General features: G+C 73.5%; 22 protein-coding genes. 5 read left to right on the forward strand and 17 right to left on the reverse strand.

Annotated elements, in window-relative coordinates:
• Positions 1-37: 37 nt before the first annotated feature.
• From ABZ354_RS04365 to ABZ354_RS04375, 3 genes are all read right to left on the reverse strand, one after another.
• The gene (locus tag ABZ354_RS04365) at positions 38-1,057 is read right to left on the reverse strand and encodes an NAD-dependent epimerase/dehydratase family protein (protein WP_358652783.1); all 1,020 of its coding nucleotides are present in this window, start codon (positions 1,055-1,057) and stop codon (positions 38-40) included.
• Positions 1,058-1,117: 60 nt separating this feature from the next.
• Positions 1,118-1,840, reverse strand: coding sequence for a winged helix-turn-helix domain-containing protein (locus ABZ354_RS04370; RefSeq protein ID WP_358652785.1), 723 nt, complete (start codon positions 1,838-1,840; stop codon positions 1,118-1,120).
• 389 nt (positions 1,841-2,229) lie between these two features.
• The gene (locus ABZ354_RS04375) at positions 2,230-2,589 is read right to left on the reverse strand and encodes an arsenate reductase family protein (protein WP_358652787.1); all 360 of its coding nucleotides are present in this window, start codon (positions 2,587-2,589) and stop codon (positions 2,230-2,232) included.
• 172 nt (positions 2,590-2,761) lie between these two features.
• On the opposite strand from ABZ354_RS04375, the gene ABZ354_RS04380 reads away from it, so the two are divergent.
• Positions 2,762-3,076, forward strand: a complete 315-nt coding sequence (locus ABZ354_RS04380; protein WP_358652789.1) for a hypothetical protein — start codon at positions 2,762-2,764, stop codon at positions 3,074-3,076.
• Between the two features lie 270 nt (positions 3,077-3,346).
• Here ABZ354_RS04380 and ABZ354_RS04385 read toward each other — a convergent pair whose 3' ends face one another.
• From ABZ354_RS04385 to glnA, 3 genes are all read right to left on the reverse strand, one after another.
• Positions 3,347-4,531 carry a winged helix DNA-binding domain-containing protein gene (locus tag ABZ354_RS04385; protein WP_358652791.1) on the reverse strand — a complete coding sequence of 395 codons (1,185 nt, stop codon included), beginning with the start codon at positions 4,529-4,531 and terminating at the stop codon, positions 3,347-3,349.
• 201 nt (positions 4,532-4,732) lie between these two features.
• Positions 4,733-5,008, reverse strand: coding sequence for a hypothetical protein (locus ABZ354_RS04390; RefSeq protein ID WP_358652793.1), 276 nt, complete (start codon positions 5,006-5,008; stop codon positions 4,733-4,735).
• Positions 5,009-5,182: 174 nt separating this feature from the next.
• Positions 5,183-6,592 carry a type I glutamate--ammonia ligase gene (gene glnA / locus ABZ354_RS04395; RefSeq protein WP_358652795.1) on the reverse strand — a complete coding sequence of 470 codons (1,410 nt, stop codon included), beginning with the start codon at positions 6,590-6,592 and terminating at the stop codon, positions 5,183-5,185.
• A gap of 210 nt (positions 6,593-6,802) precedes the next feature.
• Between glnA and ABZ354_RS04400 the strand changes: the two genes are divergently transcribed.
• Positions 6,803-7,270, forward strand: coding sequence for an RDD family protein (locus ABZ354_RS04400; RefSeq protein ID WP_358652797.1), 468 nt, complete (start codon positions 6,803-6,805; stop codon positions 7,268-7,270).
• Between the two features lie 91 nt (positions 7,271-7,361).
• On the opposite strand, the gene ABZ354_RS04405 is transcribed toward ABZ354_RS04400, so the two are convergent.
• The 4 genes from ABZ354_RS04405 to lipB form a co-directional block, all read right to left on the reverse strand.
• Complete coding sequence (locus tag ABZ354_RS04405; protein WP_358652799.1) at positions 7,362-8,063, reverse strand: DUF4191 domain-containing protein; 702 nt, start codon at positions 8,061-8,063, stop codon at positions 7,362-7,364.
• Positions 8,064-8,152: 89 nt separating this feature from the next.
• Positions 8,153-8,353 carry a hypothetical protein gene (locus tag ABZ354_RS04410; RefSeq protein ID WP_358652801.1) on the reverse strand — a complete coding sequence of 67 codons (201 nt, stop codon included), beginning with the start codon at positions 8,351-8,353 and terminating at the stop codon, positions 8,153-8,155.
• Between the two features lie 282 nt (positions 8,354-8,635).
• Complete coding sequence (gene lipA, locus ABZ354_RS04415) at positions 8,636-9,625, reverse strand: lipoyl synthase (RefSeq protein WP_358652803.1); 990 nt, start codon at positions 9,623-9,625, stop codon at positions 8,636-8,638.
• Positions 9,626-9,775: 150 nt separating this feature from the next.
• Positions 9,776-10,576: a lipoyl(octanoyl) transferase LipB gene (lipB, locus tag ABZ354_RS04420; protein WP_358652805.1), complete on the reverse strand. Its 801-nt coding sequence runs from the start codon at positions 10,574-10,576 to the stop codon at positions 9,776-9,778.
• A 251-nt stretch (positions 10,577-10,827) separates the two neighbouring features.
• Here lipB and ABZ354_RS04425 point away from each other — a divergent pair, with 251 nt between their 5' ends.
• On the forward strand, positions 10,828-12,303 hold the full coding sequence (locus tag ABZ354_RS04425) for a regulator (RefSeq protein ID WP_358652807.1): 1,476 nt from the start codon (positions 10,828-10,830) through the stop codon (positions 12,301-12,303).
• A 332-nt stretch (positions 12,304-12,635) separates the two neighbouring features.
• Here ABZ354_RS04425 and ABZ354_RS04430 read toward each other — a convergent pair whose 3' ends face one another.
• Positions 12,636-14,042, reverse strand: coding sequence for an NAD(P)/FAD-dependent oxidoreductase (locus ABZ354_RS04430; protein ID WP_358652809.1), 1,407 nt, complete (start codon positions 14,040-14,042; stop codon positions 12,636-12,638).
• A 278-nt stretch (positions 14,043-14,320) separates the two neighbouring features.
• Positions 14,321-15,232, reverse strand: coding sequence for a TIGR01777 family oxidoreductase (locus ABZ354_RS04435; protein WP_358652811.1), 912 nt, complete (start codon positions 15,230-15,232; stop codon positions 14,321-14,323).
• A 334-nt stretch (positions 15,233-15,566) separates the two neighbouring features.
• Here ABZ354_RS04435 and ABZ354_RS04440 point away from each other — a divergent pair, with 334 nt between their 5' ends.
• Positions 15,567-16,076, forward strand: a complete 510-nt coding sequence (locus ABZ354_RS04440; protein ID WP_358652813.1) for a GNAT family N-acetyltransferase — start codon at positions 15,567-15,569, stop codon at positions 16,074-16,076.
• A 301-nt stretch (positions 16,077-16,377) separates the two neighbouring features.
• The gene (locus ABZ354_RS04445; protein ID WP_358652814.1) at positions 16,378-17,316 is read left to right on the forward strand and encodes a peptidoglycan recognition protein; all 939 of its coding nucleotides are present in this window, start codon (positions 16,378-16,380) and stop codon (positions 17,314-17,316) included.
• Between the two features lie 27 nt (positions 17,317-17,343).
• On the opposite strand, the gene ABZ354_RS04450 is transcribed toward ABZ354_RS04445, so the two are convergent.
• The 5 genes from ABZ354_RS04450 to sucB all read right to left on the reverse strand — a co-directional run bounded on the left by ABZ354_RS04450 (position 17,344) and on the right by sucB (position 25,055).
• On the reverse strand, positions 17,344-17,862 hold the full coding sequence (locus ABZ354_RS04450) for a DUF4240 domain-containing protein (RefSeq protein WP_358653155.1): 519 nt from the start codon (positions 17,860-17,862) through the stop codon (positions 17,344-17,346).
• A 182-nt stretch (positions 17,863-18,044) separates the two neighbouring features.
• The gene (locus ABZ354_RS04455) at positions 18,045-19,019 is read right to left on the reverse strand and encodes a WYL domain-containing protein (RefSeq protein WP_358652816.1); all 975 of its coding nucleotides are present in this window, start codon (positions 19,017-19,019) and stop codon (positions 18,045-18,047) included.
• 221 nt (positions 19,020-19,240) lie between these two features.
• Positions 19,241-21,943 carry a pyruvate dehydrogenase (acetyl-transferring), homodimeric type gene (gene aceE, locus ABZ354_RS04460; RefSeq protein WP_358652818.1) on the reverse strand — a complete coding sequence of 901 codons (2,703 nt, stop codon included), beginning with the start codon at positions 21,941-21,943 and terminating at the stop codon, positions 19,241-19,243.
• 285 nt (positions 21,944-22,228) lie between these two features.
• Complete coding sequence (locus tag ABZ354_RS04465; RefSeq protein ID WP_358652820.1) at positions 22,229-22,858, reverse strand: GntR family transcriptional regulator; 630 nt, start codon at positions 22,856-22,858, stop codon at positions 22,229-22,231.
• Positions 22,859-23,249: 391 nt separating this feature from the next.
• A complete protein-coding gene (sucB, locus tag ABZ354_RS04470) occupies positions 23,250-25,055 on the reverse strand; it encodes a 2-oxoglutarate dehydrogenase, E2 component, dihydrolipoamide succinyltransferase (protein ID WP_358652822.1) in 1,806 nt (601 codons plus the stop codon).
• Positions 25,056-25,085 lie beyond the last annotated feature (30 nt).

Here is a 25,085-nt window from a genome sequence, read left to right on the forward strand (position 1 = left end):
CCGGACCGCACCCCCGGGCCCCCGCCCCCGCTCCCGGTCAGGGGGCGGTGCCGGGCACGCCCTCGGCGAGGATCCTCGCCTCCACCTCCGGGTCGAGGCCCGGGCGCGGCCGGCCGGGGCGCTGCGGCGCCGTACCGCCCCTCTCCCGCAGCCATGCCCAGGTGTCGGCGACGGTGTCCGCCACGGGCCGGCAGCGCAGCCCCGCCGCGACGGCCCGCGAGACGTCCGCGGCGTGCAGCGCGTCGTGCATGTCGCTGCCCGGCGGCACCCACACGGGCAACTCCGTCCACGGCGCGATGCCCGCCGCCAGGATCACCTCCGGCCCGGTCCAGCGCAGTTCGGCCCGGCCGCCGGTCACCCGGGCACAGGCTTCCAGCAGCTCGCCCATCGTCGTGTGCCCCTGCGGGCTCATCAGGTTGTACGGCCCGCTCAGCCCCGACCGCGCCGCGTGCAGGATCCACTCGGCGAGGTCGCGTGCGTCGACGTACTCCAGCGGCAGGTCCCGCGGCCCCGGCGCCAGCACCGGGCCGCCGCGCGCCATACGGGTCAGCCACCAGGGCAGCCGCCCCACGTTCTCGTACGGCCCGAGGAGCAGCCCCGCCCGCACCAGCAGCGAACGCTCCGCGCCGAAGGCCTCCAGCGCCGCCAGCTCACCGCCCCGCTTGTCCCGCGCGTAGTCGGTCTGGTCCGCGTCGGCCGAGGCGCCCTCGACCACCGGCGCATCCTCCCCGTACCCGGCGGGCGGCGCCCACGTGTACACCGAGCAGCTCGAGACGTACACGTACCGTCCGGCCCGGTCCCGCAGCAGCCGCGCCGCGTCCCGCACCGCACGGGGCGCCGCCGACCACGTGTCGACCACGACGTCCCACTCCGCGTCGTCCGCGGCGAGGGCGGCGAGCCCGTCCGGTGCGGTGCGGTCGCCCCGCAGGGACCGCACCCCCGCCGGGGCCGCGTGCCGCCCCCGGTTGAACACCGTCACGTCCCAGCCCCGGCCCAGCGCCGCCGCCACCACGGCCCGCCCCGCGAACTCCGAACCACCCAACACCAGAATCCTCATGCCGGTCACTGTGCCCGGCCCGGCCGAGCCGCGTAACGGCAATCTGCCGTCAGCAGAGACTCACCGCCGCGTCGGCGGCACGTACGTGTAGCCGACCCGGCGCACCGTCCGGATCACCGACCGGTGCTCGGCGCCCAGCTTGCGGCGCAGCCGGGCGACATGGACGTCGACCGTACGGCCGTCCCCCACGTGCCCGTAGCCCCACACCGCGCTCACCAGCTGGGCGCGGCTGTGCACCCGGCCCGGACGGGCGACGAGATGGGCGAGCAGCTCGAACTCCAGGTACGTCAAATCGAGTTCCCGCCCGTCGACCTCGACGGTCCGCCGTACGGCGTCGACGCGCACGAGGGGCGCTTCGTCGTCGGGGACGGGAGGCGCGTCGTCCCTGTCGCCGTCACCGGCCGGACCGGTGGCTCCCGGCACGCCACCGGGCGCGGTGCGAAGCGGCGGCCGACCGGCTTCCGGACGGGCGGGGGCGGGGAGGAACGGCGGCTGCCGGCCGGCCGGGACGAGCACCAGGTAACCGATCATCGGCGGCCGTCCCGGCAACGGGGGCAGGGTGTGCGGTGGCGCGGGCAGCCAAGTCGCGCCCGGCGGCAGGAGGCCCGCCACGTCCACGACCGGTGGCACGGTCGCGGCGGTGGTCTCGTCCCGGTCGACGGCTCGCCGTCGGTGCCGCGCGCCGCCGGGCGAGCGGTCGGGGAACGGGGCGCCGGACAGGCCGGCGGACGGGACGGCCGAGGGGGTGGGGGCGGGGGACTGGGAACGGGAGGTGTTCGCCATGACAGGTCAGCTCTTTCGCGCGAGGAGTGCGTCGGGAAAGGGCGACGGCCGCGAGTCGTGGTCGGGGCGTCGCGGGACGTACGTCGTCCGCGCTGGCCGAAGTCCGGGATACGGCTTCAGAGGGCCCGCGCGTTCACCGCGCGGCAACAGACCCGGTCGAAGTCGTGATGCTGACGGGAAGGCCAGAAGGGCTCCAGGTCGTCACGACCCGTCGCGGTGAACCTCTGGAAGCCGGTCATCCCTCCATTGAAGCAGACACCCGTCTTCCGCAGCAGTCGTCTTCCACACCCTGCACGCCCCGCCCGGCCCTGACGTTCCCCGCCAGGGCGGGCTGGAGCCCTCGCCGGGCGACTCGGTGCTTCCGCCGTCCCCGGGCGGCACACCGCCGACTACCGGGACAGGGCATCCCGTACCGCCTCGTCGGTGCGGGCCACGACCGCCGTACCGTCGTCCGCCGTGATGATCGGGCGCTGAATCAGCCTGGGGTGCTCGGCGAGCGCCGCGATCCAGCGGTCGCGCGAGGTCTCGTCCCGAGGCCACTCCTTGAGCCCGAGCGCCTTGGCGGCGTCCTCCTGGGTGCGGGTGATGTCCCAGGGTTCGAGGCCGAGCCGGTCCAGTACGGCCTTGATCTCGTCCTCGCTCGGCACGTCCTCCAGGTAGCGGCGGACGGTGTAGTCGGCGCCCTCGGCGTCGAGCAGTGTCACGGCGCTCCGGCACTTGGAACAGGCCGGATTGATCCAGATCTCCATGCTTCCCACCGTACGCGAGACCCGTGCCCCACCTGCGTCACAGCACCCCCGAAAGCCGTTGTGGCCAGGGCTTTTGTCAGTGGTGGGCGGTAGAATAAGAGCAGTGTTGGAGAGCGGCGCCGGGGTCGGCCGAGGCCCCGTCCGGCGCTCTCCCCGCGACAGGAGGATGCCTGTGCCCGCTGCCGCACTGAAGGCGAAGCCGCTGCCCACCCAGTCCACCGCGAAGCGCCCCGTCCTGCTCGACCTGCCCTACGCCCCCGTGGAGAAGCGCCCGCTGCCGCCGGGCCGCCCCCGCGAGTGGTACATCACGCACAACCGGCGTCTGAAGGCGATGCGGCTCGCGATCGCCCTGCTCGACTCCGGCGTCCACGTCCCCGACCAGGCCCGCAACGAGACCATCCGGAAGGCGGCGGAGACGGTGGGCATCCACCCGCCGTCGGACACGACGTGCCACATGGTGCGCGCACTCATGCGCTACTGCCGCTGACACCGACCGGTGCCGGGCGTCCCCCGCGTACGGGACGCCCGGCACCGGCGTATCCAGCCGCGGCACCCGCCTGCCCGGCCCTGCCATACCGGCCCCGGCGTAGGCACGGAGTTTCCGGCCCCCGGCACCGGCGCGTCCAGCTCCGGGCAGGGGTGCCCGGTCCCTGGCACCGGCGTGTCCCGGCCCCGGTCCTCGGCGTGTCCAGCCCTTCGGCACCGGCGTGACCGCCGCCCGGCGGGGGCGCGTCCGGCCGTCGCCCCCGTCCGGCGCTCAGCCCGCCAACTCCCGCTCCAGCGGCGTCCGGAAGCGCGGCGTCACCCGCGTCGCCCCCACCCAGCCGCGCAGCCGCTCCGCCTCCGCGGCGACCGCCGCCTCCGCGTCGCGGCCCGCCCCACCCGGGTCGAGGAGCCGCCAGACGATCTCCCCGTCGGCGCGCTGCGCCCAGCCGCCGACGACCCGCCCGTTCCACCACACGGTCGGCCCCACGTTCCCGCTCCGGTCGAACAGGGCCGCCCGCAGGCCCGGCGCCAGATACCAGTCCCGGTGCTGCCACCCCATCGCCGTCGGATCGAGGCCCGGCAGCAGCGCCGCCCACGGCTCCCTGGGACCCGCCACCGGCCGCTCGTCGCCGTCCGCCACGTACCCCGTGCCCTCGTCCAGCGACACCGGCCGCGCCCCGATCACGGCGAGCGCCGCGCGTACGTCGGTCACACGCCATCCCGTCCACCACTTCAGGTCCGCCTCCGTCGCGGGCCCGCACGCCGTGAGCCAGTGCCGCAGCAGCACCGCCCGCGCCCCGGCCGGATCCAGCTCCGGATGCTCCGGGGCGAGCGCCCAGCGGAATTGGTTCGACGTCCACGACCCGAGCGGCCGCCCCCGTACGACTTTGCCCTCCACGCCCAGCACCTTCAGCAGCCGCGTCGACACGGTGTGCACGCCCTCGTAGCGCCTGCCGGCCGCGTACACGAATTGTTCCCGCAACCGCGGCTCGTCCACGGCGAGTTCGGCCGCCGTGGCCTGGCCGCGCCGGCCCAGCGCGGCCAGCGCCGCCTCCTCGACCTCCCGCAACCAGGCAGCATCCGGCGCCCCCGCCACCGCCATGTCCCGCACCAGCGCGGCGCGCTCCCGGGCGGCCACGGTGAGACCGGTCGAGGCGTGCACGACGGCGGTCAGCTCGGCCGGGAACACGAACACCGTGTGCCGCATGCCGTGCATCCGGACCATGGCACGGTCCCCGTACAGCGCCCGCTCGGTCTCCGGCACGGTCTTCGCCGGGTCCGCCAGCCGCGCGCCCACCGCCAGATACACCGTCGCCGGGTCCGTACCGTGCAACGCGACCAGCGAAGAGGCGACCTCCTCGGGACTCGCCGCCCGGGCCGGCCCGGCCAGCCGGTGCCGCAGCGCGAGCCGCGACCGCCGCTCCGCCGCCGTGACGTGCCGCAACGCTTCACCCATGCCTGCCGCCTCACCGTGCTGTGGTCCGTCGTCCGGCCATCTTCCCGGGCCACACTGACAACGGCCCGCAAAGCAGGGCCCCACTGGACGGCCCGCAGAAGCGGGCCGCTCGGACGGGCCGCGGACGGGACCGGGACGGCCCCGGCCCGGCGTCCGGCCGGCCCCCGAACGAGGCCGTCCCTGACCATGGACCGGACGGACTCAGAACGGCGGCCGGAACCCCCCGTAACCCAGCAGCACGATCAGGGCGGCCATGCCGCCGAGGACCAGCACGGCCGACAGCCACGCCGGCCGTGCCCGGGCCGCCCCGCGGGAGCGGGCGGAGGACGGTTCCGGCCGGAACGGGACCGGTCCCGGCGGGTTGTGCTTCCAGCGCGCGGCCAGCATCCGGGCACGGGCGGAGGGCTCCTTGTGCTCGGCGCCGTCCGCCCATCTCAGGTCGTACTCGCGCTGCTCGAAATCGTCCCGCTCGGTCATCCCGGCCGTCTCCGTAGTCCCTCGAACTCCTGCCTGTTCCCAGGGTCCCCCGCGCGGGCCGGTTCTGTGAAGCTCGGCCCGACGGTCACCCGGACACGGCGAGGGCCCGCCACCCCGGCAGGGGCGGCGGACCCTCGCAAGCAGCACCCCGGGCCGGCGGACCCGGGGCGTCTGTCACACGTCGAAGTACAGCTCGAACTCGTGCGGGTGCGGGCGCAGCTGCAGCGGCGCGATCTCGTTCGCGCGCTTGTAGTCGATCCACGTCTCGATCAGGTCGGGCGTGAACACGTCGCCCTGGAGCAGGAACTCGTGGTCGGCCTCCAGGCGGTCCAGGACCGCGCCGAGGGAGGTCGGGACCTGGGCGACGTTCGCGTGCTCCTCGGGGGCCAGCTCGTAGAGGTCCTTGTCGATCGGCTCGGCCGGCTCGATCTTGTTCTTGATGCCGTCCAGGCCCGCCAGCAGCAGAGCCGAGAACGCCAGGTACGGGTTGCCGGAGGCGTCCGGCGCGCGGAACTCGACGCGCTTGGCCTTCGGGTTCGAGCCCGTGATGGGGATACGCATCGCGGCCGAGCGGTTGCGCTGCGAGTACACCAGGTTCACCGGTGCCTCGAAGCCCGGCACCAGGCGGTGGTAGGAGTTCACCGTCGGGTTGGTGAAGGCCAGCAGCGACGGGGCGTGCTTGAGGATGCCGCCGATGTAGAAGCGGGCGGTGTCCGACAGGCCCGCGTAACCGGCCTCGTCGTAGAACAGCGGCTCGCCGCCGCTCCACAGCGACTGGTGGACGTGCATGCCCGAGCCGTTGTCGCCGAAGATCGGCTTCGGCATGAACGTCGCCGTCTTGCCGTTCTTCCAGGCCACGTTCTTCACGATGTACTTGAAGAGCTGGAGGTCGTCGGCCGCGGCGAGCAGCGTGTTGAACTTGTAGTTGATCTCGGCCTGGCCGGCGGTACCCACCTCGTGGTGCTGACGCTCGACCTTCAGGCCGGACCGCTCGAGCTCGAGGGAGATCTCGGCGCGCAGGTCGGCGAAGTGGTCGACCGGCGGGACCGGGAAGTAGCCGCCCTTGTAGCGGACCTTGTAGCCGCGGTTGTCCTCGAGGGCGCCGGTGTTCCAGGCGCCGGCCTCGGAGTCGATGTGGTAGAAGGACTCGTTCGCGCTGGTGGCGAAGCGGACGGAGTCGAAGACGTAGAACTCGGCCTCGGGGCCGAAGAACGCCGTGTCGGCGATGCCGGTGGACGCGAGGTAGGCCTCGGCCTTCTTCGCCACGTTCCGCGGGTCACGGGAGTACTGCTCGCCCGTGATCGGGTCGTGGATGAAGAAGTTGATGTTGAGGGTCTTGTCCCGGCGGAACGGGTCGACGCGTGCCGTGGACAGGTCGGGGCGCAGGGCCATGTCCGACTCGTGGATGGCCTGGAAGCCGCGGATCGAGGACCCGTCGAAGGCCTGCTCGGCGTCCGGGTCGAACGCCTCGGCGGGCAACGTGAAGTGCTGCATGACGCCCGGCAGGTCGCAGAACCGGACGTCGACGAACTTGACGTCCTCGTCCGCGATGTACTTCTTGGCCTCGTCGGCGTTCTGGAACATCCAGCTCCTCCTACTCCCGACCGTCCTGCCGGGGTGGTAGTTCGTTCGTGCGGCCAGTGCGGGTGGCACACGCTCGCATCGACACTAGGGACACGGGATTTCTCCGGCGTGACCCCATTGTTTCGCGCAAGTTAACCGGTCCCGTTCCCACGGTAGCTCCGCCGCACCCCGGCGTCTCCCGCTCATATCCGGCCGCAGTACCGTGGACGGGTGGACAACAGGGAAGCATTCGGATCATGGCTGTCGGGGCCCCGCGAGGCCCTGGAAAACGCGGGTGCGGATCTCGGACACCGGGGGCAGCGGCTCGGTCTGCCGGAGGACGGTCCCGGCTCGATCGCCCGGCCCGGCCGCCGCATCGGCGCGCTGGCCGTGGACTGGGGCCTGTGCCTCCTGATCGCCTACGGTCTGATCACCGGCGGCTACGACCAGCGGACCAGCAACTGGACGCTGCTGATCTTCTTCGGCATGACCGTCCTCACCGTCGGCACGATCGGCTGTTCGCCCGGCAAGCGGATCTTCGGCATCCGGGTGCTCGCCCTGGACACCGGCACGGTCAACCCGCTGCGCGTCCTGCTGCGCACGGTGCTGCTGTGCCTGGCGATCCCGGCTCTGATGTGGGACCGCGACGGCCGCGGCCTCCACGACCGGCTGGCACGCACGGTCGAGGTCCGCATGTGATCCCCGCCCGACCCGCCTGACAGGACCCGCGTACGAGGAAGGGGCGCCCGGATCACTCCGGGCGCCCCTTCCTCGTACGACGGTGTCGGGCTCAGCGGCCCCTCGGTCCGCCCTTCGGCAGCTTCATGCCCTTCGGCATGGGCCCCTTCGGCAGCGGCATGTTGCTCATCAGGTCGCCCAGTGCGCGCAGCCGGTCGTTGGTCGCGGTGACCTGCGGGCCGGTGAGCACGCGCGGCAGCTTCAGCATGGTGGTGCGCAGCTTCTTCAGCTCGACCTGACCCTCGCCGATGCCGACGATCAGGTCGTGCACCGGTACGTCGGCCACGATGCGGTTCATCTTCTTCTTCTCGGCGGCCAGCAGGCCCTTCACCCGGTTCGGGTTGCCCTCGGCGACCAGCACGATGCCGGCCTTGCCGACGGCCCGGTGCACCACGTCCTGGCTGCGGTTCATCGCCACAGCGGGGGTCGTGGTCCAGCCCCGGCCGATGTTGTCCAGCACGGCCGCTGCGGCGCCCGGCTGGCCCTCCATCTGCCCGAAGGCGGCCCGCTCGGCCCGGCGCCCGAACACGATCGCCGTCGCGAGCAAGGCGAGCAGGAGGCCCAGGATGCCGAGATAAATGGGGTGACCGATCAAGAAACCGATCGCGAGGAAGACACCGAGGGTGACGATTCCGACTGCCGCGAGTACAAGACCGATCTTCTTGTCGGCCTTGCGGGTCATCTTGTATGTCAGGGCGATCTGCTTCAGTCGCCCGGGGTTCGCAGCGTCCGCTGCGGTTTCCTTCCTCGCCATGTCCCGAAGTCTACGTGTCCTCAAAAGCGCGTACGACGGCAGTGCCCGGCGGAACGCGGGCGGGCGGCCGGCCGACGGGAATCGACTGGTCAGTACCTGCCGGACACCGTCCCGTCAAGGACGCGCTGCGTCTCGTCCCGGTCCTTGGCGCGGCGGCGGTCCTCCAGTACGGAGGTCCAGGCGTTGCGGCGGGCGGTGCGCTGGCCGCTGCTCATCAGCAGGGACTCGACGGCGCGGAGCGCGGTGCCGAACGACGGAAGGGTGGTGGCGCGGACGGGCCCGGCCTGCATCGTGGAGATCCTCCTCGGAGCGGAAATCCCGAAACGGAAATATGGGTGTACGACCTGTGATGACAGGGTCACTGATTGGTGTTACCAGGGCATGGCGGGCCGGTCAAACGCAGATGACGTCCCGGCGCGCCGCGCCGGGACACGGCCGCGGCCCCGGCGTACGCCCCCAACTGGGAGGACGGCCGGGGCCGCGTCGCATCGGCTGCTACTGAGCGGTAGTGACTTGTGCGGGAATTCACAGCCTCACCGCGGCCCGTGCGGGCGCGGGGCGGTGACGGCGCGTCAGACGGCCTGGGTGCCCAGCGGCGTGCCGGCGGAAGCGTCGACGGAGGTGTCGCGCTTCTCTACGGCCATCCGGTACAACCGTCCCGCGCGGTACGAGGACCGAACCAGCGGGCCGGACATCACGCCGGAGAAGCCGATCTGCTCGGCCTCCTCCTTCAGCTCCACGAACTCGTGCGGCTTCACCCAGCGCTCCACCGGGTGGTGGCGCACCGACGGGCGCAGGTACTGCGTGATGGTCACGAGTTCGCAGCCCGCGTCGTGCAGCTGCCTGAGCGCCTCGCCGACCTCCTCGCGGGTCTCGCCCATGCCGAGGATCAGGTTGGACTTGGTGACCAGGCCGTAGTCACGGGCGGCCGTGATGACCTGCAGTGAACGCTCGTAGCGGAAGCCGGGGCGGATGCGCTTGAAGATCCGCGGGACCGTCTCGACGTTGTGCGCGAAGACCTCGGGGCGGGCGGAGAAGACCTCCGCGAGCTGCTCGGGGACGGCGTTGAAGTCGGGGGCCAGCAGCTCGACCTTGGTGCGGCCGGCCTCGCGGTCGGCGGTCTGCCGGTGGATCTGGCGCACGGTCTCGGCGTACAGCCAGGCGCCGCCGTCCTCCAGGTCGTCACGGGCGACGCCGGTGATGGTGGCGTAGTTCAGGTCCATCGTGACGACGGACTCGCCGACGCGGCGCGGCTCGTCGCGGTCGAGGGCCTCGGGCTTGCCGGTGTCGATCTGGCAGAAGTCGCAGCGCCGGGTGCACTGGTCGCCGCCGATGAGGAAGGTCGCCTCGCGGTCCTCCCAGCACTCGTAGATGTTGGGGCAGCCGGCTTCCTGGCAGACCGTGTGCAGGCCCTCGCTCTTCACGAGGTTCTGCATCTTCGTGTACTCGGGACCCATTTTCGCCCGGGTCTTGATCCACTCGGGCTTGCGCTCGATGGGGGTCTGGCTGTTGCGGACCTCCAGGCGCAGCATCTTGCGTCCGTCGGGTGCGACTGCGGACACGACCGGCTCCCTAGCGATTGATTCTTCGGCGTCCACCAGGGTACGCCCGTTGATTTGCTGCCCGGCGACGATGCCGGCCTTGGCCAGTGCTGCCGCGAGGCCCGCCCGGCCCCCGGGCGGGTCCTGTCCTCAACGCCGGACGGGCCGCGTTCATGCCGCCGGGGTCTTCTCGATCTCCCTGGGCCTCGGCTCGGCGTTCTCCAGGACGTCCCTAAGGTGCCGCTCGACGACCGGCAGGACCTCGTCCATCGTGACGTCCCGGCCGAGCTCGCCGGCCAGGGAGGCGACCCCCGCGTCGCGGATGCCGCACGGGATGATCCTGTCGAACCACTTGTTGTCGGGGTTCACGTTCAGCGAGAAGCCGTGCATCGTGACGCCCTTGGCGACGCGGATGCCGATCGCCGCGAGCTTGCGGTCCTCGCGGCGCTGGCCCGCGTTGGACGGGGCGTACTCGGGGCCGTTGAGGCGCGGGTCGAATTCGTCGTCGGTCAGGCGCGGGTCGAAGTCCAGGGCGAGCCCGCCGAGCGCGGGGCGCCGCTCGACCGGGTCGCCGAGCACCCACACGCCGCTGCGGCCCTCGACGCGGGTGGTCTCCAGTCCGAACTCGGCGCAGGTGCGGATCAGGGCCTCCTCCAGGCGGCGCACGTGCGCCACGACATCCACCGGACGCGGCAGCTTCTGGATCGGGTAACCGACGAGCTGGCCCGGACCGTGCCAGGTGATCTTGCCGCCGCGGTCCACGTCGATGACCGGGGTGCCGTCGAGGGGGCGCTCGTTGTCGGCCGTGCGGCGGCCTGCCGTGTAGACCGGCGGGTGCTCCAGGAGCAGCACGGTGTCGGGTACGCGGTCCTCGAAGCGCGCCGCGTGCACCCGGCGCTGCTCGTCCCACGCCACCCGGTAATCCACGGCCTCGGCACCGAAACCCATGTGGACGAACCGCAGCTCACTCACGGCAACGCCTCCCTAGAAGGTGGTAAGGCACGCAGCGTGCCTACGCCACTGTACGACCGCCGGTGGTCCACCGGCCGCCCGCCGGCGGCCGTCAGCACCGCGGCAATCCTCACACGATCGGATGAATGCCTGGGGAAGCCTGCGACCGGATGGCTACGCTCCGCTACATTCGCGCCGACCACGAGGCCATAAGGGCTGCTCACAGGCAATCCGGGCACTTCGTCCCCGGAAGGCAGGAGACCGCACCGCAGATGACGGAACGACCCGCGCAGCGCACTCCCAATCGCCAACTCGCCGCGCTCATCGCAGAAGCGGGATTCTCCAACGCAGGTCTGGCCCGTCGCGTCGACCAGCTCGGTCTCGAACACGGGCTGGACCTCAGATACGACAAGACGTCCGTCACCCGCTGGCTGCGCGGGCAGCAGCCGCGTGGCACGACCCCCGCCCTGATCGCCGAGGTGTTCACCCGCCGCCTCGGCCGCCGCTTCACCGCGCAGGACCTCGGCCTCGACGCCTGCGCCCCCGTCTACGCCGGGCTGGAGTTCGCCGCCTCCCCGGAGGAGGCCGTCGACATCGTCGGCGGGCTGTGGCGCAAGGACTCCGGCAGCCACGCCGAACTCCGCAAGATCGCGTTCAGCCCGGCCGGACTCGTCGTCCCCAGCCGGGACTGGCTGATCGGCCGGCCCGACGACAAGGTCGCCCGCAGCGAGGCGCCCCGGATCCCGGCCCAGGGCCGCCCCGCGGTACGGCGCCCGGCCGCCGGACCCGGCCAGTCCACCGCCTCCGCCCGGCGCGGGCACATCGCCGACCGCGGCCCCGGCCAGCGGGTCACCGGCGGTGACATCGCCGCGCTCCGCTCCGTCGGGGAACTGTTCCGCACCCTGGACGACATGTACGGCGGCGGGCACGCCCGCCAGGCCCTCGTGCGCTACCTGGAGCACGAGTGCGAGCCCATGCTGCGCGGCATCTACGGCGAGCAGGCCGGGCGCCGCCTGTTCGCCGCGGCGGCCGACCTGACCAGGCTCGCGGGCTGGACGTCGTACGACATCGCCGCGCACGGGCTGGCGCAGCGCTACTTCGTGCAGGCGCTGCGGCTCGCGCAGGCGGCGGCGGACCGGGCCTACGGGGCGTTCGTCCTGGTCACGATGAGCCGGCAGGCCGTCTACCTCGGGCACGGGCGGGAGGCCGTACAACTCGCGCGGGTGGCACAGCAGGGCGTCGGGACCTCCGTGCCACCGGCCCTGCAGTCGCTGCTGCACGCCTCGGAGGCGCGTGGGCACGGCGTGCTCGGGGAGGTGCGCGCCTGCACCGCGTCCCTGGTGCGGGCCGAGCGCGCGCTGGAGACCGCCCGGCCCGGCGACGAGGTGCCGCACTGGGCGCGGTTCTTCGACGAGGCGCAGCTCGCCGACGAGTTCGCGCACTGCCACCGGGACCTCCAGCAGTTCCGCGCCGCCGCGCAGCACGCGGAGCGCTCACTGCAACTGCGCGCCCCCGTGTACGCCCGCAGCCGGGTGTTCTGCAAGATCGTCCTCGCCACCGCCCGCCTCGGCCTCGGCGAGCTCGACGAGGCCTGCCGCCTCGCCGCCGAGGCGGCAGGCCAGGCGGCGGAGATGCGCTCGGTGCGCGCCGTGGAATACGTCCGCGACTTCGAACGACGCCTGGAGCCCTACAAGGACGCGGCCCCGGCCCGGGGGTACCGGGACAGGGTGGCGGCGGCGATGGTCTGACGCCCGCACGGTGTACGCGCGTTCTCGCCCGGACGGTCCGGCACCCGCGCGGGGCTTCCGCGCGCACTCGACCGCCGGTCCCGGTCACGCCGGACCGGCGGACGCCGCGGTGCCGTCCGGTTCGGCAGTCCCGGTTCGGGCGGCGTGGCGTGCTTGACGGGGCTGTGTCTGCGGTTCTGTGTGCGCCCGTTGGTTCCGCGGTGCGGGGTCGGCGGGTTTTGTCCGCCGGTGACGGTCGCGGTTGCGGTCGTCCCGGCCAGGGGCACGCCCGGATCGGCAGACGCGGCGTGCCGGCCGGTCCCGGACGTCCGGGACCGGCCGGCACGGTGCGGTCAGGCGGCCGACGGCATCGTGCGCGGGGGTTCCGCCGAGTGCATCGAGCCGGCCGCGCCCAGGTCCGTGAGGATGGCCGTCGACGCTCGCCGGCCCGAGTGGAGGGCACCCTGGACCGTGCTGGTGTCCCGGTGGTCGCCGCACACGTAGAGCCCGGCCAGCAGGCGGACCGGCCTGCTCAGGTCGTGCGGGGCACCCATCGCCGGGACCGCCTCGGGCGTGTGGCGTACGGCGAGCGTCTCCCACCCCGCGGTCGAGGTGCCGTACAGCCGGGCGAGGTGCATGAGGACGGCGGTGTCGACGTCCGGCGGCGGCGTGCCGAGGACCGTCGACGTGACCAGTGCCCGGCCGGCCGGTGCGCGGGACGGGTCCACGCGGCTGACCACCGCCGTGTGCGCCACGGGTCCGCCCCGGTCCGCGTCCAGCACGAGGGACGCGCCCGTGGGCGGCGGCTCCGCGGTGGCGTGGTGCAGCACCGTCACCGGATGGAAGTCCGGCACCCGCAGGCCCGGCAGCAACTCGGCGGCGACCCGCGCGTCCGTCGCCACCAGCACCGCACGGCAGCGGATCTCGCCGTGCTCGGCCGTCGTCACGGACGTCGTGGAGACCGCCGTGACCCGCACCCCGGTGTGCACCGTGCCCGGCGGCAGCGAGCGGGCCAACAGCTCGGGCAGCGCGTCGGCGCCGCCCTCCGGCAGGCACAGCCGCCCGGCCGCGAACGCCCGCAGCGCGAGGTCCGCGCACCGGCTGGACGTGGTCAGCTCCGGGTCGCACAGCAGCGCCGCGAGCAGTGGCCTGAGGAACCCGTCGATGGTGCGTGCGGGCAGGCCGCGCGCCGCGAGGGCCTCGGCCGCCGGCAACTCGGGCCGGGCCAGCAACCGTTCCACGGGCATGCCCGCGAGCCGGGTGAGGGCGGCGCCGAGCCGCGCCTGATCGACCGGGCCGCCGAGCGGGGCGCCGGCCCTGCTCCGCGGCACCGCGGCGGGCCGCCCGGCCGTCCTGGCGGCCGATGACGGCCTCCTGGGCGCCGGTACCGACCTGGGGGCGCTCGCGAGGGCGCGTACGGCATGGAGTGCGCCCCTCGCGCCCCCGGTGCCGCTCTGCGTGCCCGCGCGATGGTGCCGCCCGTCGCTGTGCAGCAGTACCCCGGGCGCGAACGGGCGCAGTACGAGCCCCTCCAGACCCGGTGTCAGCCGCAGCCCCGGATACGCCGTGGACAGCAACTGTCCGATTCTGTCGAGCCTGAAGCCGTCGACCTTCTCGGTGGCCATCCGGCCGCCCACCACGGGGGCGGCCTCCAGCACCACGGTCGACACTCCTGCACCGGTCAGCCGTTGCGCCGCCGCGAGACCGGCGACCCCGGCTCCCACGACGACGACGTCCGCCTGATTCACGGGCTCAAGCACGTGCCCCTCCTCGAGGTTGCGCGGCCGGTCGGGGACCTTCTGCCCCCAACCGGCTCGAGGGATACCCGAGGGATACCCGAGTTCGGCACGAGGCTAGGCCCGTGATCGGCCCCGGCGGAGTCGCGCACGCACAGGGCACGGGCGCACGACGGTCGCATGCTCCTTCGAATTCCCGTCGGCGGAGCCCGCGTCACAGCGCCGCCCGCCCCCCTGTGCACGTGCTGTCAGGGCCCGTGTCGCAGCGTCGCCCCCCGTGTCACGTGCTGTGAGGGCCCGCGTCACAGCGCCGCCCGGATCGCCTCCCGCACCTCCGGGAACGCGAACCGGAACCCCGACTCCAGCAGCCGCGTCGGTCGCACCCGCGCACTGCCCAGCACTTCTCCCCCCATCTCCCCGAGCACCGCCCGCAGTACCGGAGCGGGCACCGCGAACGGTGTCGGCCGGCGCAGCACCTGCCCCATGGCCGCCGTCACCTCACGGTTCGTCGCCGGATGGGGGGCCGTGAGGTTGCAGGGCCCCGACAGTCCGTCGGTGTCCAGCAGGTGGCGCAGCGCCGCCACCTCGTCGTGCAGCGCGATGAACGACCAGTACTGCCGCCCGTCTCCCAGCCGTCCCCCGAGGCCCGCCCGGAACAGCGGGAACAGCCGTCCCCAGGCGCCGCCGCCGGCGGCCACCACCAGCCCGGTGCGGGCCAGCACCGTCCGTACGCCCGCCTCACGCGCGGGTGCCACCGCCGCCTCCCACTCCACGCACAGCGACGGCACGAACCCCTCGCCCGGGGGCGCGCTCTCGTCCACCACCCGGTCGCCGGTGTCGCCGTAGAAGCCGATCGCGCTGCCGTTCACGAACACCCGGGGCCGCTCGCCCGGCTCCATCGCGGCCATCGCCCCGGCGAGCGTCGCCGTGCCCTCCACCCGGCCCGCGCGGATCCGCTCCTTGTACGCCGGCGTCCAGCGACGGTCGCCGAGCCCGGCCCCGGCCAGATTGACCACCGCGTCGCACCCGGCGAGCCCCGCCGCGTCCACCGAACGCCGCTCCGGATCCCACCGCACCTCGTCCGCCGTCCGGGGCGCCCGGCGCACCAGGCGGACCACCTCGTGCCCGTCCGCGGTCAGGGACCGCACCAGGGCACTGCCGATGAGACCGGACGCGCCGGCCACCGCGATACGCGACGCTGCTGCCATAGCCATACGCCCATCCTGCCGGGCCCCGCGCCGGACGGCGGGTCGGCGTGGCGATCGGGCGGGTCCGCGCGGCGGAACGGGCGGCGTGGCGAAAAGGAGGGTCCGCGAGCGAGAAGGCGGGTCCAGGGCAAAAGCGGTGGGTCCGTGTGACCGAGACGGCGGTACACGGGGCAGGCGGCGGGTCCGTGCGGCGACGGACAGGGCTGGGCCGCGTGGGGTGAGCGGCGGGCCGTGCGGCGGATTTGGCCGGTCCGCGCGGGGAAAGCCGCGGGTCCGCCGGGACAAGACGCAAGGGAAAACGGGTGACCGGCCGCGACACACGCGCCGTACAGTGACCGGCATGCCGCACCCGTCCATACGCCGCGCCGCCGTCACCGACGAGGACGCGCTCGCGCGGCTGGACCTGGCCACCTGGTCCCACCTGCACGCCGTCACACCGCGCCCCGAGGTCCCGGCCCCCTTCTTCCACGAGCAGTGTGGGCCGCGCGACCACCTCGTCGCCGAACTCGCCGGCCGCGTCGTCGGCTATGTGCGGCTCGGCTTCCCCACCCGTCTCGCCTCCAACGCCCACGTACGGCAGATCCGGGGCCTCGCCGTCGCCGACGAGGCCCGCGGCCTGGGCGTCGGCCGCGCGCTGGTCCGGGCCGCCGTCGAGGAGGCCCGCCACCTCGGCGCCCGCCGCATCACCCTGCGCGTGCTGGGTCACAACACCCCGGCCCGCAGGCTGTACGAGTCCGAGGGCTTCGTCGTGGAGGGGGTCCAGCCGGAGGAGTTCCGCCTGGACGGCACGTACGTGGACGACGTGCTGATGGGGCGGTTCCTCGTACCGCTCGACGCGCCCGACGGCTGAGCCGCCGCCGCCCGCAGGCTCGGGCCGCCGTCATCCGGTCCGGGCGGCCCGTGACGACCGCCGGGTCGCCGCGCGGGGCACCGTCCTCGAACCGCAGCGACGGCGCCCGAAGACGCCCGACCGGCTCCACGATGCCGCCCTCCATCACCCGTGCGGGTGCGACGGCAGGCCGAGAAGGCGACCGGGTCCCTCACGGCCGACCATCACCCGCGCGCGTGCGCGACGGGAACGCCACGGGCCCGTACGCGCGGGTGCGGCAGCGCAAGGTCGCGGCCCCGGCCGCACACGCGCGTGCACGTGCGTGTGCGGCCATGAACGCCGCGGGAAAGCGCCGCCGACCGGGGCACTGTTCCGTCGGGACGGCGCGGCGCGCCTCGCGGGACCGGCCGAACGGGCCGACAGTGGGACCATGCGTGTCGTCCGAAGCGCGCGAGGGGTCCGGCCGTCGCGTGCGGGCCGGATACCGGGCCTGTCACGTCCCGTCCCGGCGGCGCTGTGCCTGCTGCTCGGGCTCGTCGCCGCGGCGGTCCTCGTGCTCGGCGCGGGCGGCTTCGGCCGGCACCCGCCCGCCGCACCGCCCGGTACGGGCCGCCCCGCCACGGCCCCGTACCGGGCCGCCGCCCCGTACCAGGCCGCCCGCCCGCACATCGTGCCGCGCTCCGCCTGGCTGGGCGATGCGGCCCGCCCGCAGCCCCGGCCGCGCTACGACGACCGGGTCCTCGCCGTGTTCGTCCACCACACCGACACGCCCAACGGCTACGACTGCGCCGACACCCCCCGCATCCTGCGCGGTCTGTACACCGGCCAGACCGGCGCCCGGGACTGGGACGACATCGGCTACAACTTCGTCGTGGACCGCTGCGGAACCATCTACGAGGGCCGCGCCGGAGGCGTCACCCGGGCCGTCACCGGCGCCCACACCCAGGGTTTCAACCACCGCACCGCCGGCATCGCCGCGCTGGGCACCTTCACCGCGGGCGTCCCCGTGCCGCAGGAGATCGTGGACGCGATCGCCGCCGTGGCCGCCTGGAAACTCGGCCCGTCCGGGACCGACCCGCGCGCCACGGTCGACCTGGTCTCCAGCAACGGCCACAGCCGGTACGCGGTGGGCGCCACCGTCTCCCTGCCCGCCGTCGCCGGCCACGACGACGGCTTCAGGACCAGCTGCCCCGGCGCCGAACTCAGCGCCCGCCTCCCCACCATCCGCGGACTCGCGGCCCAGCTGCAGGGCAGGAAGTGACAGGGAGCAACGGCGGGGGCCCAGGCGTCAGGCCCGGAAGCGGTCCCACAGGCGGGGATACCGCTCGGCCAGCGCCCCCTCGTCCTCGAAGTCGACCGGCGTGCCCTCCGGCTCGGCCGGCGGCGGCGCGAGGTCCAGGTCCGCCGCCACTGTGCCGGTGAGCTGCTCGTACGCCTCGTCGGCCGCGTACCCGAGTTCCTCGGCGTCGCCGTCGAGCTCCTCGTCGAAGTCGCCCAGCAGTTCCGCGAGGGCGTCCGGGTCGTGCAGCGCACCCTCGAACACCTCACGCCCCTGGCCGATCAGCCAGCACCGGAAGAAATCGAAGGCGTCGTCGCTCGCACCGTCCAGCAGTACCCAGGCGGCGCCCCACAGGTCCCAGCGGTAGGCCCGGTTGTAGCGCACCTCGAAATGGCGGGCGAAGTCCAGGACCGCTTCCGGGTCGAGGCGCATCAGCCGTTCCACGAGCTGGTCGGCCTGCTCCTCGGGGTCGCCGTCGGCGGCCTCCCGGGCGTCGTCCACCAGCTGCCAGAACTCCGTCTCGTCCATCACGGGTCCAGCATCGGCCCTGGGGGCACCCCTCGCACGCGGAGTGCGACGGATCGTTATGCGCCGTACAGCGACCGGCGGATCGTTGCCCGCCGCGCGGCGGCACACGGACGGAGCGGGCGGACGTACCGTGCGGTCGACGGGACGGCCGGGCGGTCACGTACCGTGCAGCGCCGCCACGGTCACGTACCGTACAGCGCCGCCAGCCGCCGGGCGTCCGCCGTGAACCGCGCCCGCAGATCGTGCGGCGCCAGCACCTCCGCCTCCGGCCCCAGAGCCGACAGCTGCTCGTGGGCGACCTCCTCCGACTCCACCCGCAGCGTCACCGTGACCCGGCCCTCGCCGTCCGGCCCGCCCGCCGCGGCCAGCGCCTCCCGTGCCGACAGCGGGTCCACCGCGTACGTCAGCCTGCGCGCCCCCTCCGGGGACAGCCGCACCACGACCTCCGCCCGCAGGATGGACCGCGCGAACTGCTCGGCCCGCTCCACCCAGAACGCCGGCAGCTCGAAGCCCGGGTCCCGCTCGAACCGCTCCTCACCGGCCTCCACCGACGTGAACCGGTCGATCCGGTACACCCGGAACGACGTACTGCCCGCCACCCGTGCGCACAGGTACCAGACCCCCGCCTTGAGTACGAGCCCGTACGGCTCGAGCTCCCGTACGACCTCCTCCTCGCCGCGCCGGTAGCGCGCGGCGATCCGCCGGTCGTCCCACACGGCGTCCGCGACCGCGGGCAGCAGCTCGGGCGTCTTCCGCTCCCGGAACCAGTTCGGCGCGTCCAGATGGAAGCGCTGCGCCGCCGTGCGTGAGGCGTCCCGCAGGGACGGCAGCAGCGCCGCCGACACCTTCAGCCGGGCCGCCGACGCCGCGTCCTCCAGGCCCATCTCGCGCAGCGCCCCCGGCACCCCCGACAGGAACAGCGCCTCGGCCTCGCCGCGGTGCAGCCCCGTGAGTCGCGTCCGGTAACCGCCGACCAGCCGGTACCCGCCGGCCCGGCCGCGGTCCGCGTACACCGGCACGCCCGCCTCCGACAGCGCCTGCGCGTCGCGGGTGACGGTCCGCTCCGACACCTCCAGCTCCCGGGCCAGTTCGGCGGCGGTCATGGAAGGCCGGGACTGGAGCAGCAGAACCATCTTGATCAGCCGGGCAGCGCGCATGCCCACATCATGCAGGAGCCCCCGCCGGACGGGAGGCCCCTCATACGGTGGACCTCATGCCGGGGGAGCCCCTCGTACGGGAGCCCTCATGCTTCCGCAAGCCCCGTATGCGGCGGGCCCAATTCCTCTGGGGACCTGGTCATGCGGGAGGCCCCCGCCGTGGCGGGGGCCTCCCGGATACGCGTACGACCGACCGTGCCTAGGGGTGTCTCACCGGTGCCCTACAGGCGGTAGCGCTCGCGCGCCTCCTTCACGGCCGTCGCCTTGACCTCGCCGCGCCGGGCGAGCTGGGCCAGTGCGGCTACGACGATCGACTCCGCGTCGACACCGAAGTGGCGGCGGGCCGCGTCACGGGTGTCCGACAGACCGAAGCCGTCGGCGCCCAGCGAGGTCCAGTCCTGCTCGACCCACTGCGCGATCTGGTCCGGGACCTGCCGCATGTAGTCCGACACCGCCAGCACCGGACCCTCGACGCCCTGCAGCGCCTGCCGCACGAACGGCACCCGCTCCTCGCCGCGCAGCAGCGCCTCGTCGGCCTCCAGCGCGTCGCGGCGCAGCTCGCCCCACGACGTCGCCGACCACACGTCGGCGGCCACGCCCCACTCCTCGCACAGCATCCGCTGGGCCTTGAGCGCCCAGTGGATGGCCGTACCGGAGCCGAGCAGCTGGACGCGCGCCGCGTTCGCGACCGGGTTCAGGCCCGCCGATTCCGCCGTGTTGAAGCGGTACAGGCCCTTGATGATGCCCTCGTCGATGCCGGGCACGGACGGCTTCGCGGGCTGCGGAAGCGGCTCGTTGTAGACGGTCAGGTAGTAGAAGACGTCCTGGTCCTCGCCCGGGGCCGCCTCGCCGTACATACGGCGCAGACCCTCCTTGACGATGGCGGCGACCTCGTACGCGAACGCCGGGTCGTACGTCAGCGCGGCCGGGTTGGTCGCGGCGATGACCGGGGAGTGGCCGTCGGCGTGCTGCAGGCCCTCGCCGGTCAGCGTCGTGCGGCCCGCCGTGGCGCCGATGAGGAAGCCGCGGCCGAGCTGGTCGCCGAGCTGCCACATCTGGTCGGCGGTGCGCTGCCAGCCGAACATCGAGTAGAAGATGTAGAACGGGATCATCGGCTCGCCGTGCGTCGCGTACGACGTGGACGCGGCGATGAAGTCGGCCATCGAACCGGCCTCGGTGATCCCCTCGTTGAGGATCTGGCCGTTCTTGGCCTCCTTGTAGTACATCAGCTGGTCACGGTCGACCGGCTCGTACGTCTGCCCCTTGGGAGAGTAGATCCCGAGGGACGGGAAGAGGCTCTCCATGCCGAAGGTGCGCGCCTCGTCGGGGACGATCGGCACCCAGCGCCTGCCGGTCTCCTTGTCGCGGACGAGGTCCTTGACCAGGCGGACGAAGGCCATGGTGGTGGCCACGTTCTGCGAGCCGGAGCCCTTGTCGAAGGAGGCGAAGGCCTTCTCGGCGGGCGCGGGCAGCGGCGCGAGGGCGTGCACGCGGCGGGCCGGGGCCGGGCCGCCGAGGGCCGCGCGGCGCTCCTGGAGGTAGCGGACCTCGGGGGAATCGGCGCCGGGGTGGGCGTAGGGCACCACGCCGTCGACGAAGGCGCTGTCCTTGATCGGCAGGCCGAGGCGGTCGCGCATCGCCTTGAACTCGTCCACCGACAGCTTCTTCATCTGGTGGTTGGCGTTCTTCGACGCGAAGCCCTCGCCGAGGGTGTGGCCCTTGACGGTCTGGGCCAGGATCACGGTCGGCGCGCCCTTGAACGCGAGGGCCGCCCGGTACGCCGCGTACACCTTGCGCGCCTCGTGACCGCCGCGCGAGAAGTGGAAGCACTCGAGGACCGTGTCGTCGCTCAGCAGCTTCGCCATCTCGGCGAGCGCGGGGTCCTTGCCGAAGAAGTCCTCGCGGATGTAGGCCGCGCCACGCGTCTGGTACGTCTGGATCTGCGCGTCCGGCACCTCACGCAGGCGGCGTACCAGCGCGCCCGTGGTGTCCAGCCGGAACAGCTCGTCCCAGGCGGAGCCCCACAGCGTCTTGATGACGTTCCAGCCGGCGCCGCGGAACTGGGCCTCCAGCTCCTGCACGATCTTGAAGTTGGCGCGGACCGGGCCGTCGAGGCGCTGCAGGTTGCAGTTGATGACGAAGGTCAGGTTGTCGAGCTGCTCGCGCGAGGCGAGCGCGAGGGCCGCCGTCGACTCGGGCTCGTCCATCTCGCCGTCGCCGAGGAACGCCCACACGTGCGAGCCGGCGGTGTCCTTGATGCCGCGGTTGGCCAGGTAGCGGTTGAAGCGCGCCTGGTAGATCGCGGAGAGCGGGCCGAGGCCCATGGAGACCGTGGGGAACTCCCACAGCCAGGGCAGCCGGCGCGGGTGCGGGTACGACGGCAGACCGCCGCCGGCCGACTCGCGGCGGAAGTTGTCCAGGTGGCTCTCGCCGATCCGGCCGTCGAGGAAGGCGCGGGCGTAGATGCCGGGGGAGGCGTGGCCCTGGATGTAGAGCTGGTCGCCCGAGCCGTCGGACTCCTTGCCCCGGAAGAAGTGGTTGAAGCCCGTCTCGTAGAGCCAGGCCGCGGAGGCGAAGGTGGCGATGTGGCCGCCGACGCCGTACTTCGCGCCGCGGGTCACCATGGCCGCCGCGTTCCAGCGGTTCCAGGCGGTGATCCGGGACTCCATCTCCTCGTCGCCGTCCACGGTGGGCTCGGCGGACGTCGGGATGGTGTTGACGTAGTCGGTCTCGAGGAGCTTCGGCAGGGCGATGCCGGCGCCCTCGGCGCGCTCCAGCGTGCGGCGCATCAGGTACGCGGCACGGTGCGGCCCGGCCGCCTTGGCGACGGCGTCCAGCGAGGCCTGCCACTCGGCAGTCTCCTCGGGGTCGCGGTCCGGGAGCTGGTCGAGCTCGCTCGGCTGGATGGCGTAGGGGTCGGTCATGTCGCCGCCTTCCTCAGTCGAAGGGGGTTCCCTCATCGCGGTAAGGGTTCAGGGGTGCCCTTGATCTTTGGCAGGACAGGGCTGGAGGCTCGGGTGAGAGCCATCGGCGACTGTAACCCCCTGATCGATGATCGATCAAAGGGTTGAGAGTGAAAACCTCTTGATCACGAGAAAGTCGGCACGGGGTGCCTGCGCCAACGACACCGGGTGCCGCGATCCGGGTCCGTTTCCGCAGGTGGGAAGACGTATGAGCGAGGTCCCGCTCAGCCTGTGACGGGCTGCCGCTCAGCCTTCGTGCCGGGGCGCGCAGCCCAGCACATGCGCCTTCACGAGCTCCGGGATGCGCGGGTCGTGGCGCTGGAACGCGGCCACCAGCTCCTCGTGCTCCTCGGCGTACGACTGCTGCACCGTCCCCAGCCAGCGGATCGACAGCGCCGTGAACACCTCGATGCCGAGGCCCTCCCAGGTGTGCAGCAGCACCGAGTTGCCCGCCGCCCGCACCAGTTCCCGGTGGAACGCCACCGTGTGCCGCACCTGCCCCGTGCCGTCCGCCATGCGGTCCGCCTCGTACAGCGCGGACACGTGCGGCTCCAGCGCCGAGCAGTCCTCCGCGAGCCGTCCCGCGGCCAGCTCCGCCGCGATGGCCTCCAGACCGGCCCGGACCGGATAGCTCTCCTCCAGGTCGGCCGCGGTCAGATTCCGCACCCGTACGCCCTTGTTGGGTGCCGACTCGATCAGCCGCAGCGACTCGAGCTCCCGCAACGCCTCCCGCACCGGTGTCTGGCTGACCTCCAGCTCGGTCGCGATCCGCCGCTCCACGATCCGCTCGCCCGGCTGCCAGCGCCCGCTGATGATCCCTTCCAGGATGTGCTCGCGGATCTGCTCGCGGAGCGAATGGACGACGGGCGCGGTCATGAGAGCTCCTTAGAGAGGGGCCAATCGTGTGCGGCGGCCCGCAGGGCCCGTCGAGGGGATGGCGTTCGGGCGACGGTGGGACCCGGGGGCGTTCGACGTTTAGACAATACGGCGCGTTCGCCTGGCGGGTAGGGGGTGCAGGGGGGCTTTTGCGCAGGTGAGACGAGACTTACACGGACCATATGAAGCCCGTCCACCAGCCCGCGGACCCGCCCGGCGAGCGAGGGCGGGGCGCGTCGGGCCGAACGGGGACCGGGGCGCAGCCCCCGGGGACGGAGACCGGGGCAGGGGCGGCGGAGGCGCAACCGGGCGCCCCCGGACCGTGGCCGCACAGCCCAACGCCCCCGCCCGGAAGACCCGGGCAGGGGCGCCGTACCGCTCGGCCAGGGGATCAGAGGCCCAGCTCGACCTCGAACTCGCCCGCCTCCAGGATCGCCTTGACGGCGGTCAGGTACCGCGCCGCGTCGGCGCCGTCGACCAGGCGGTGGTCGTACGACAGCGTCAGGTACGTCATGTCGCGGATGCCGATGACCGGACCCTCCTCCGTCTCGATGACGGCCGGACGCTTCACCGTGGCACCGATGCCGAGGATCGCGACCTGCCCCGGCGGCACGATGATCGTGTCGAAGAGCGCGCCGCGCGAACCGGTGTTGGAGACGGTGAAGGTCGCGCCCGACAGCTCGTCCGGCGTGATCTTGTTGGCGCGGACCTTGCCGGCCAGATCGGCCGTGGCCTTGGCGATACCGGCGAGGTTGAGACCGCCGGCGTTCTTGATGACCGGGGTCATCAGGCCCTTCTCGGAGTCCACCGCGATACCGACGTGCTCGGTGTCGAAGTAGGTGATGGTCCCCTCGGCCTCGTTGATCTTCGCGTTGATGACCGGGTGGGCCTTCAGCGCCTGCGCCGCCGCCTTCACGAAGAACGGCATCGGGGAGAGCTTGACGCCCTCACGCGCCGCGAAGGCGTCCTTGGCCCGGCCGCGCAGCCTCATCAGCCGCGTGACGTCGACCTCGACGACCGACGACAGCTGCGCCTGCTCGGTGAGCGCCTTGACCATGTTGTCGCCGATGACCTTGCGGATCCGCGGCATCTTCACGGTCTGGCCGCGCAGCGGCGAGGCCTCCAGGGCGGGTGCCTTCTGGCCGGCCGACGGTGCCGCGGCGGCCGGGGCCGGGGCAGCAGCGGCGGCCTTCGCGGCCTCGGCGGCGGCGATGACGTCCTGCTTGCGGATACGGCCACCGACGCCGGTGCCCTTGACGGAGGCCAGGTCGACGCCGTTCTCGGCGGCGAGCTTGCGCACCAGCGGAGTGACGTAGGCGCCGTCGTCACCGGCGGTCGCGGCGGGCGCCGGGGCCGGGGTGACCGGGGCGGGCGCGGGCGCCGGAGCCGCCGGGGCCGGCTCGGGAGCCGGGGTGACCTGCTGCTGCGGGGCCGGGGCCGTCGGGGCCTGCGGGGCCGGGGCCGCGGGGGCGGCCGGGGCAGGGGCCGGGGCGGGCGCGGCGGGCTGCGCCGGAGCCGGGGCGGGCTCCGCGGGGGCGGCCGGAGCGGCGGGGGCGGCGGCCGGGGCGGACCCCGGCTGACCGATGACGGCCAGCTTGGCGCCGACCTCGGCGGTCTCGTCCTCGCCGACGACGATCTCGAGCAGCACACCGGCGGCGGGCGCCGGGATCTCCGTGTCGACCTTGTCGGTGGAGACCTCGAGCAGCGGCTCGTCGGCCTCGACGCTGTCGCCGACCGACTTCAGCCAGCGGGTGACGGTGCCCTCGGTGACGGACTCGCCGAGCGCGGGCAGGACCACGTCCGTGCCCTCGGCCGAACCGCCACCGGCGGCGGCTTCGGCGGTCGGGGCCGGGGCGGGCGCGGCCCGCTCCGTGGACGGCGCGGCCTGCGGGGTGGGCTCGGGCGCGGGCGGGGCCACGTCCTCGACCGCCGGGGCCGGGGCGGCAGCGGGCGCGCCCGTGCCGTCGTCGATGACAGCCAGCTCGGCGCCGACCTCGACCGTCTCGTCCTCGGCGACCTTGATGGAGGCCAGGACACCGGCGGCCGGCGCCGGGATCTCGGTGTCGACCTTGTCGGTGGAGACCTCGAGCAGCGGCTCGTCGGCCTCGACGCGCTCACCCTCGGCCTTCAGCCACCGGGTGACAGTGCCCTCGGTGACGCTCTCGCCGAGCGCCGGAAGGGTTACGGAAACCGCCATGGTTTCGGTTGCTCCTTAGAAGTGCGGAAG

Origin of the sequence: Streptomyces sp. NPDC005925, assembly GCF_040638805.1 — a bacterium.
In the GTDB taxonomy this organism is placed as follows: Bacteria; Actinomycetota; Actinomycetes; order Streptomycetales; family Streptomycetaceae; genus Streptomyces.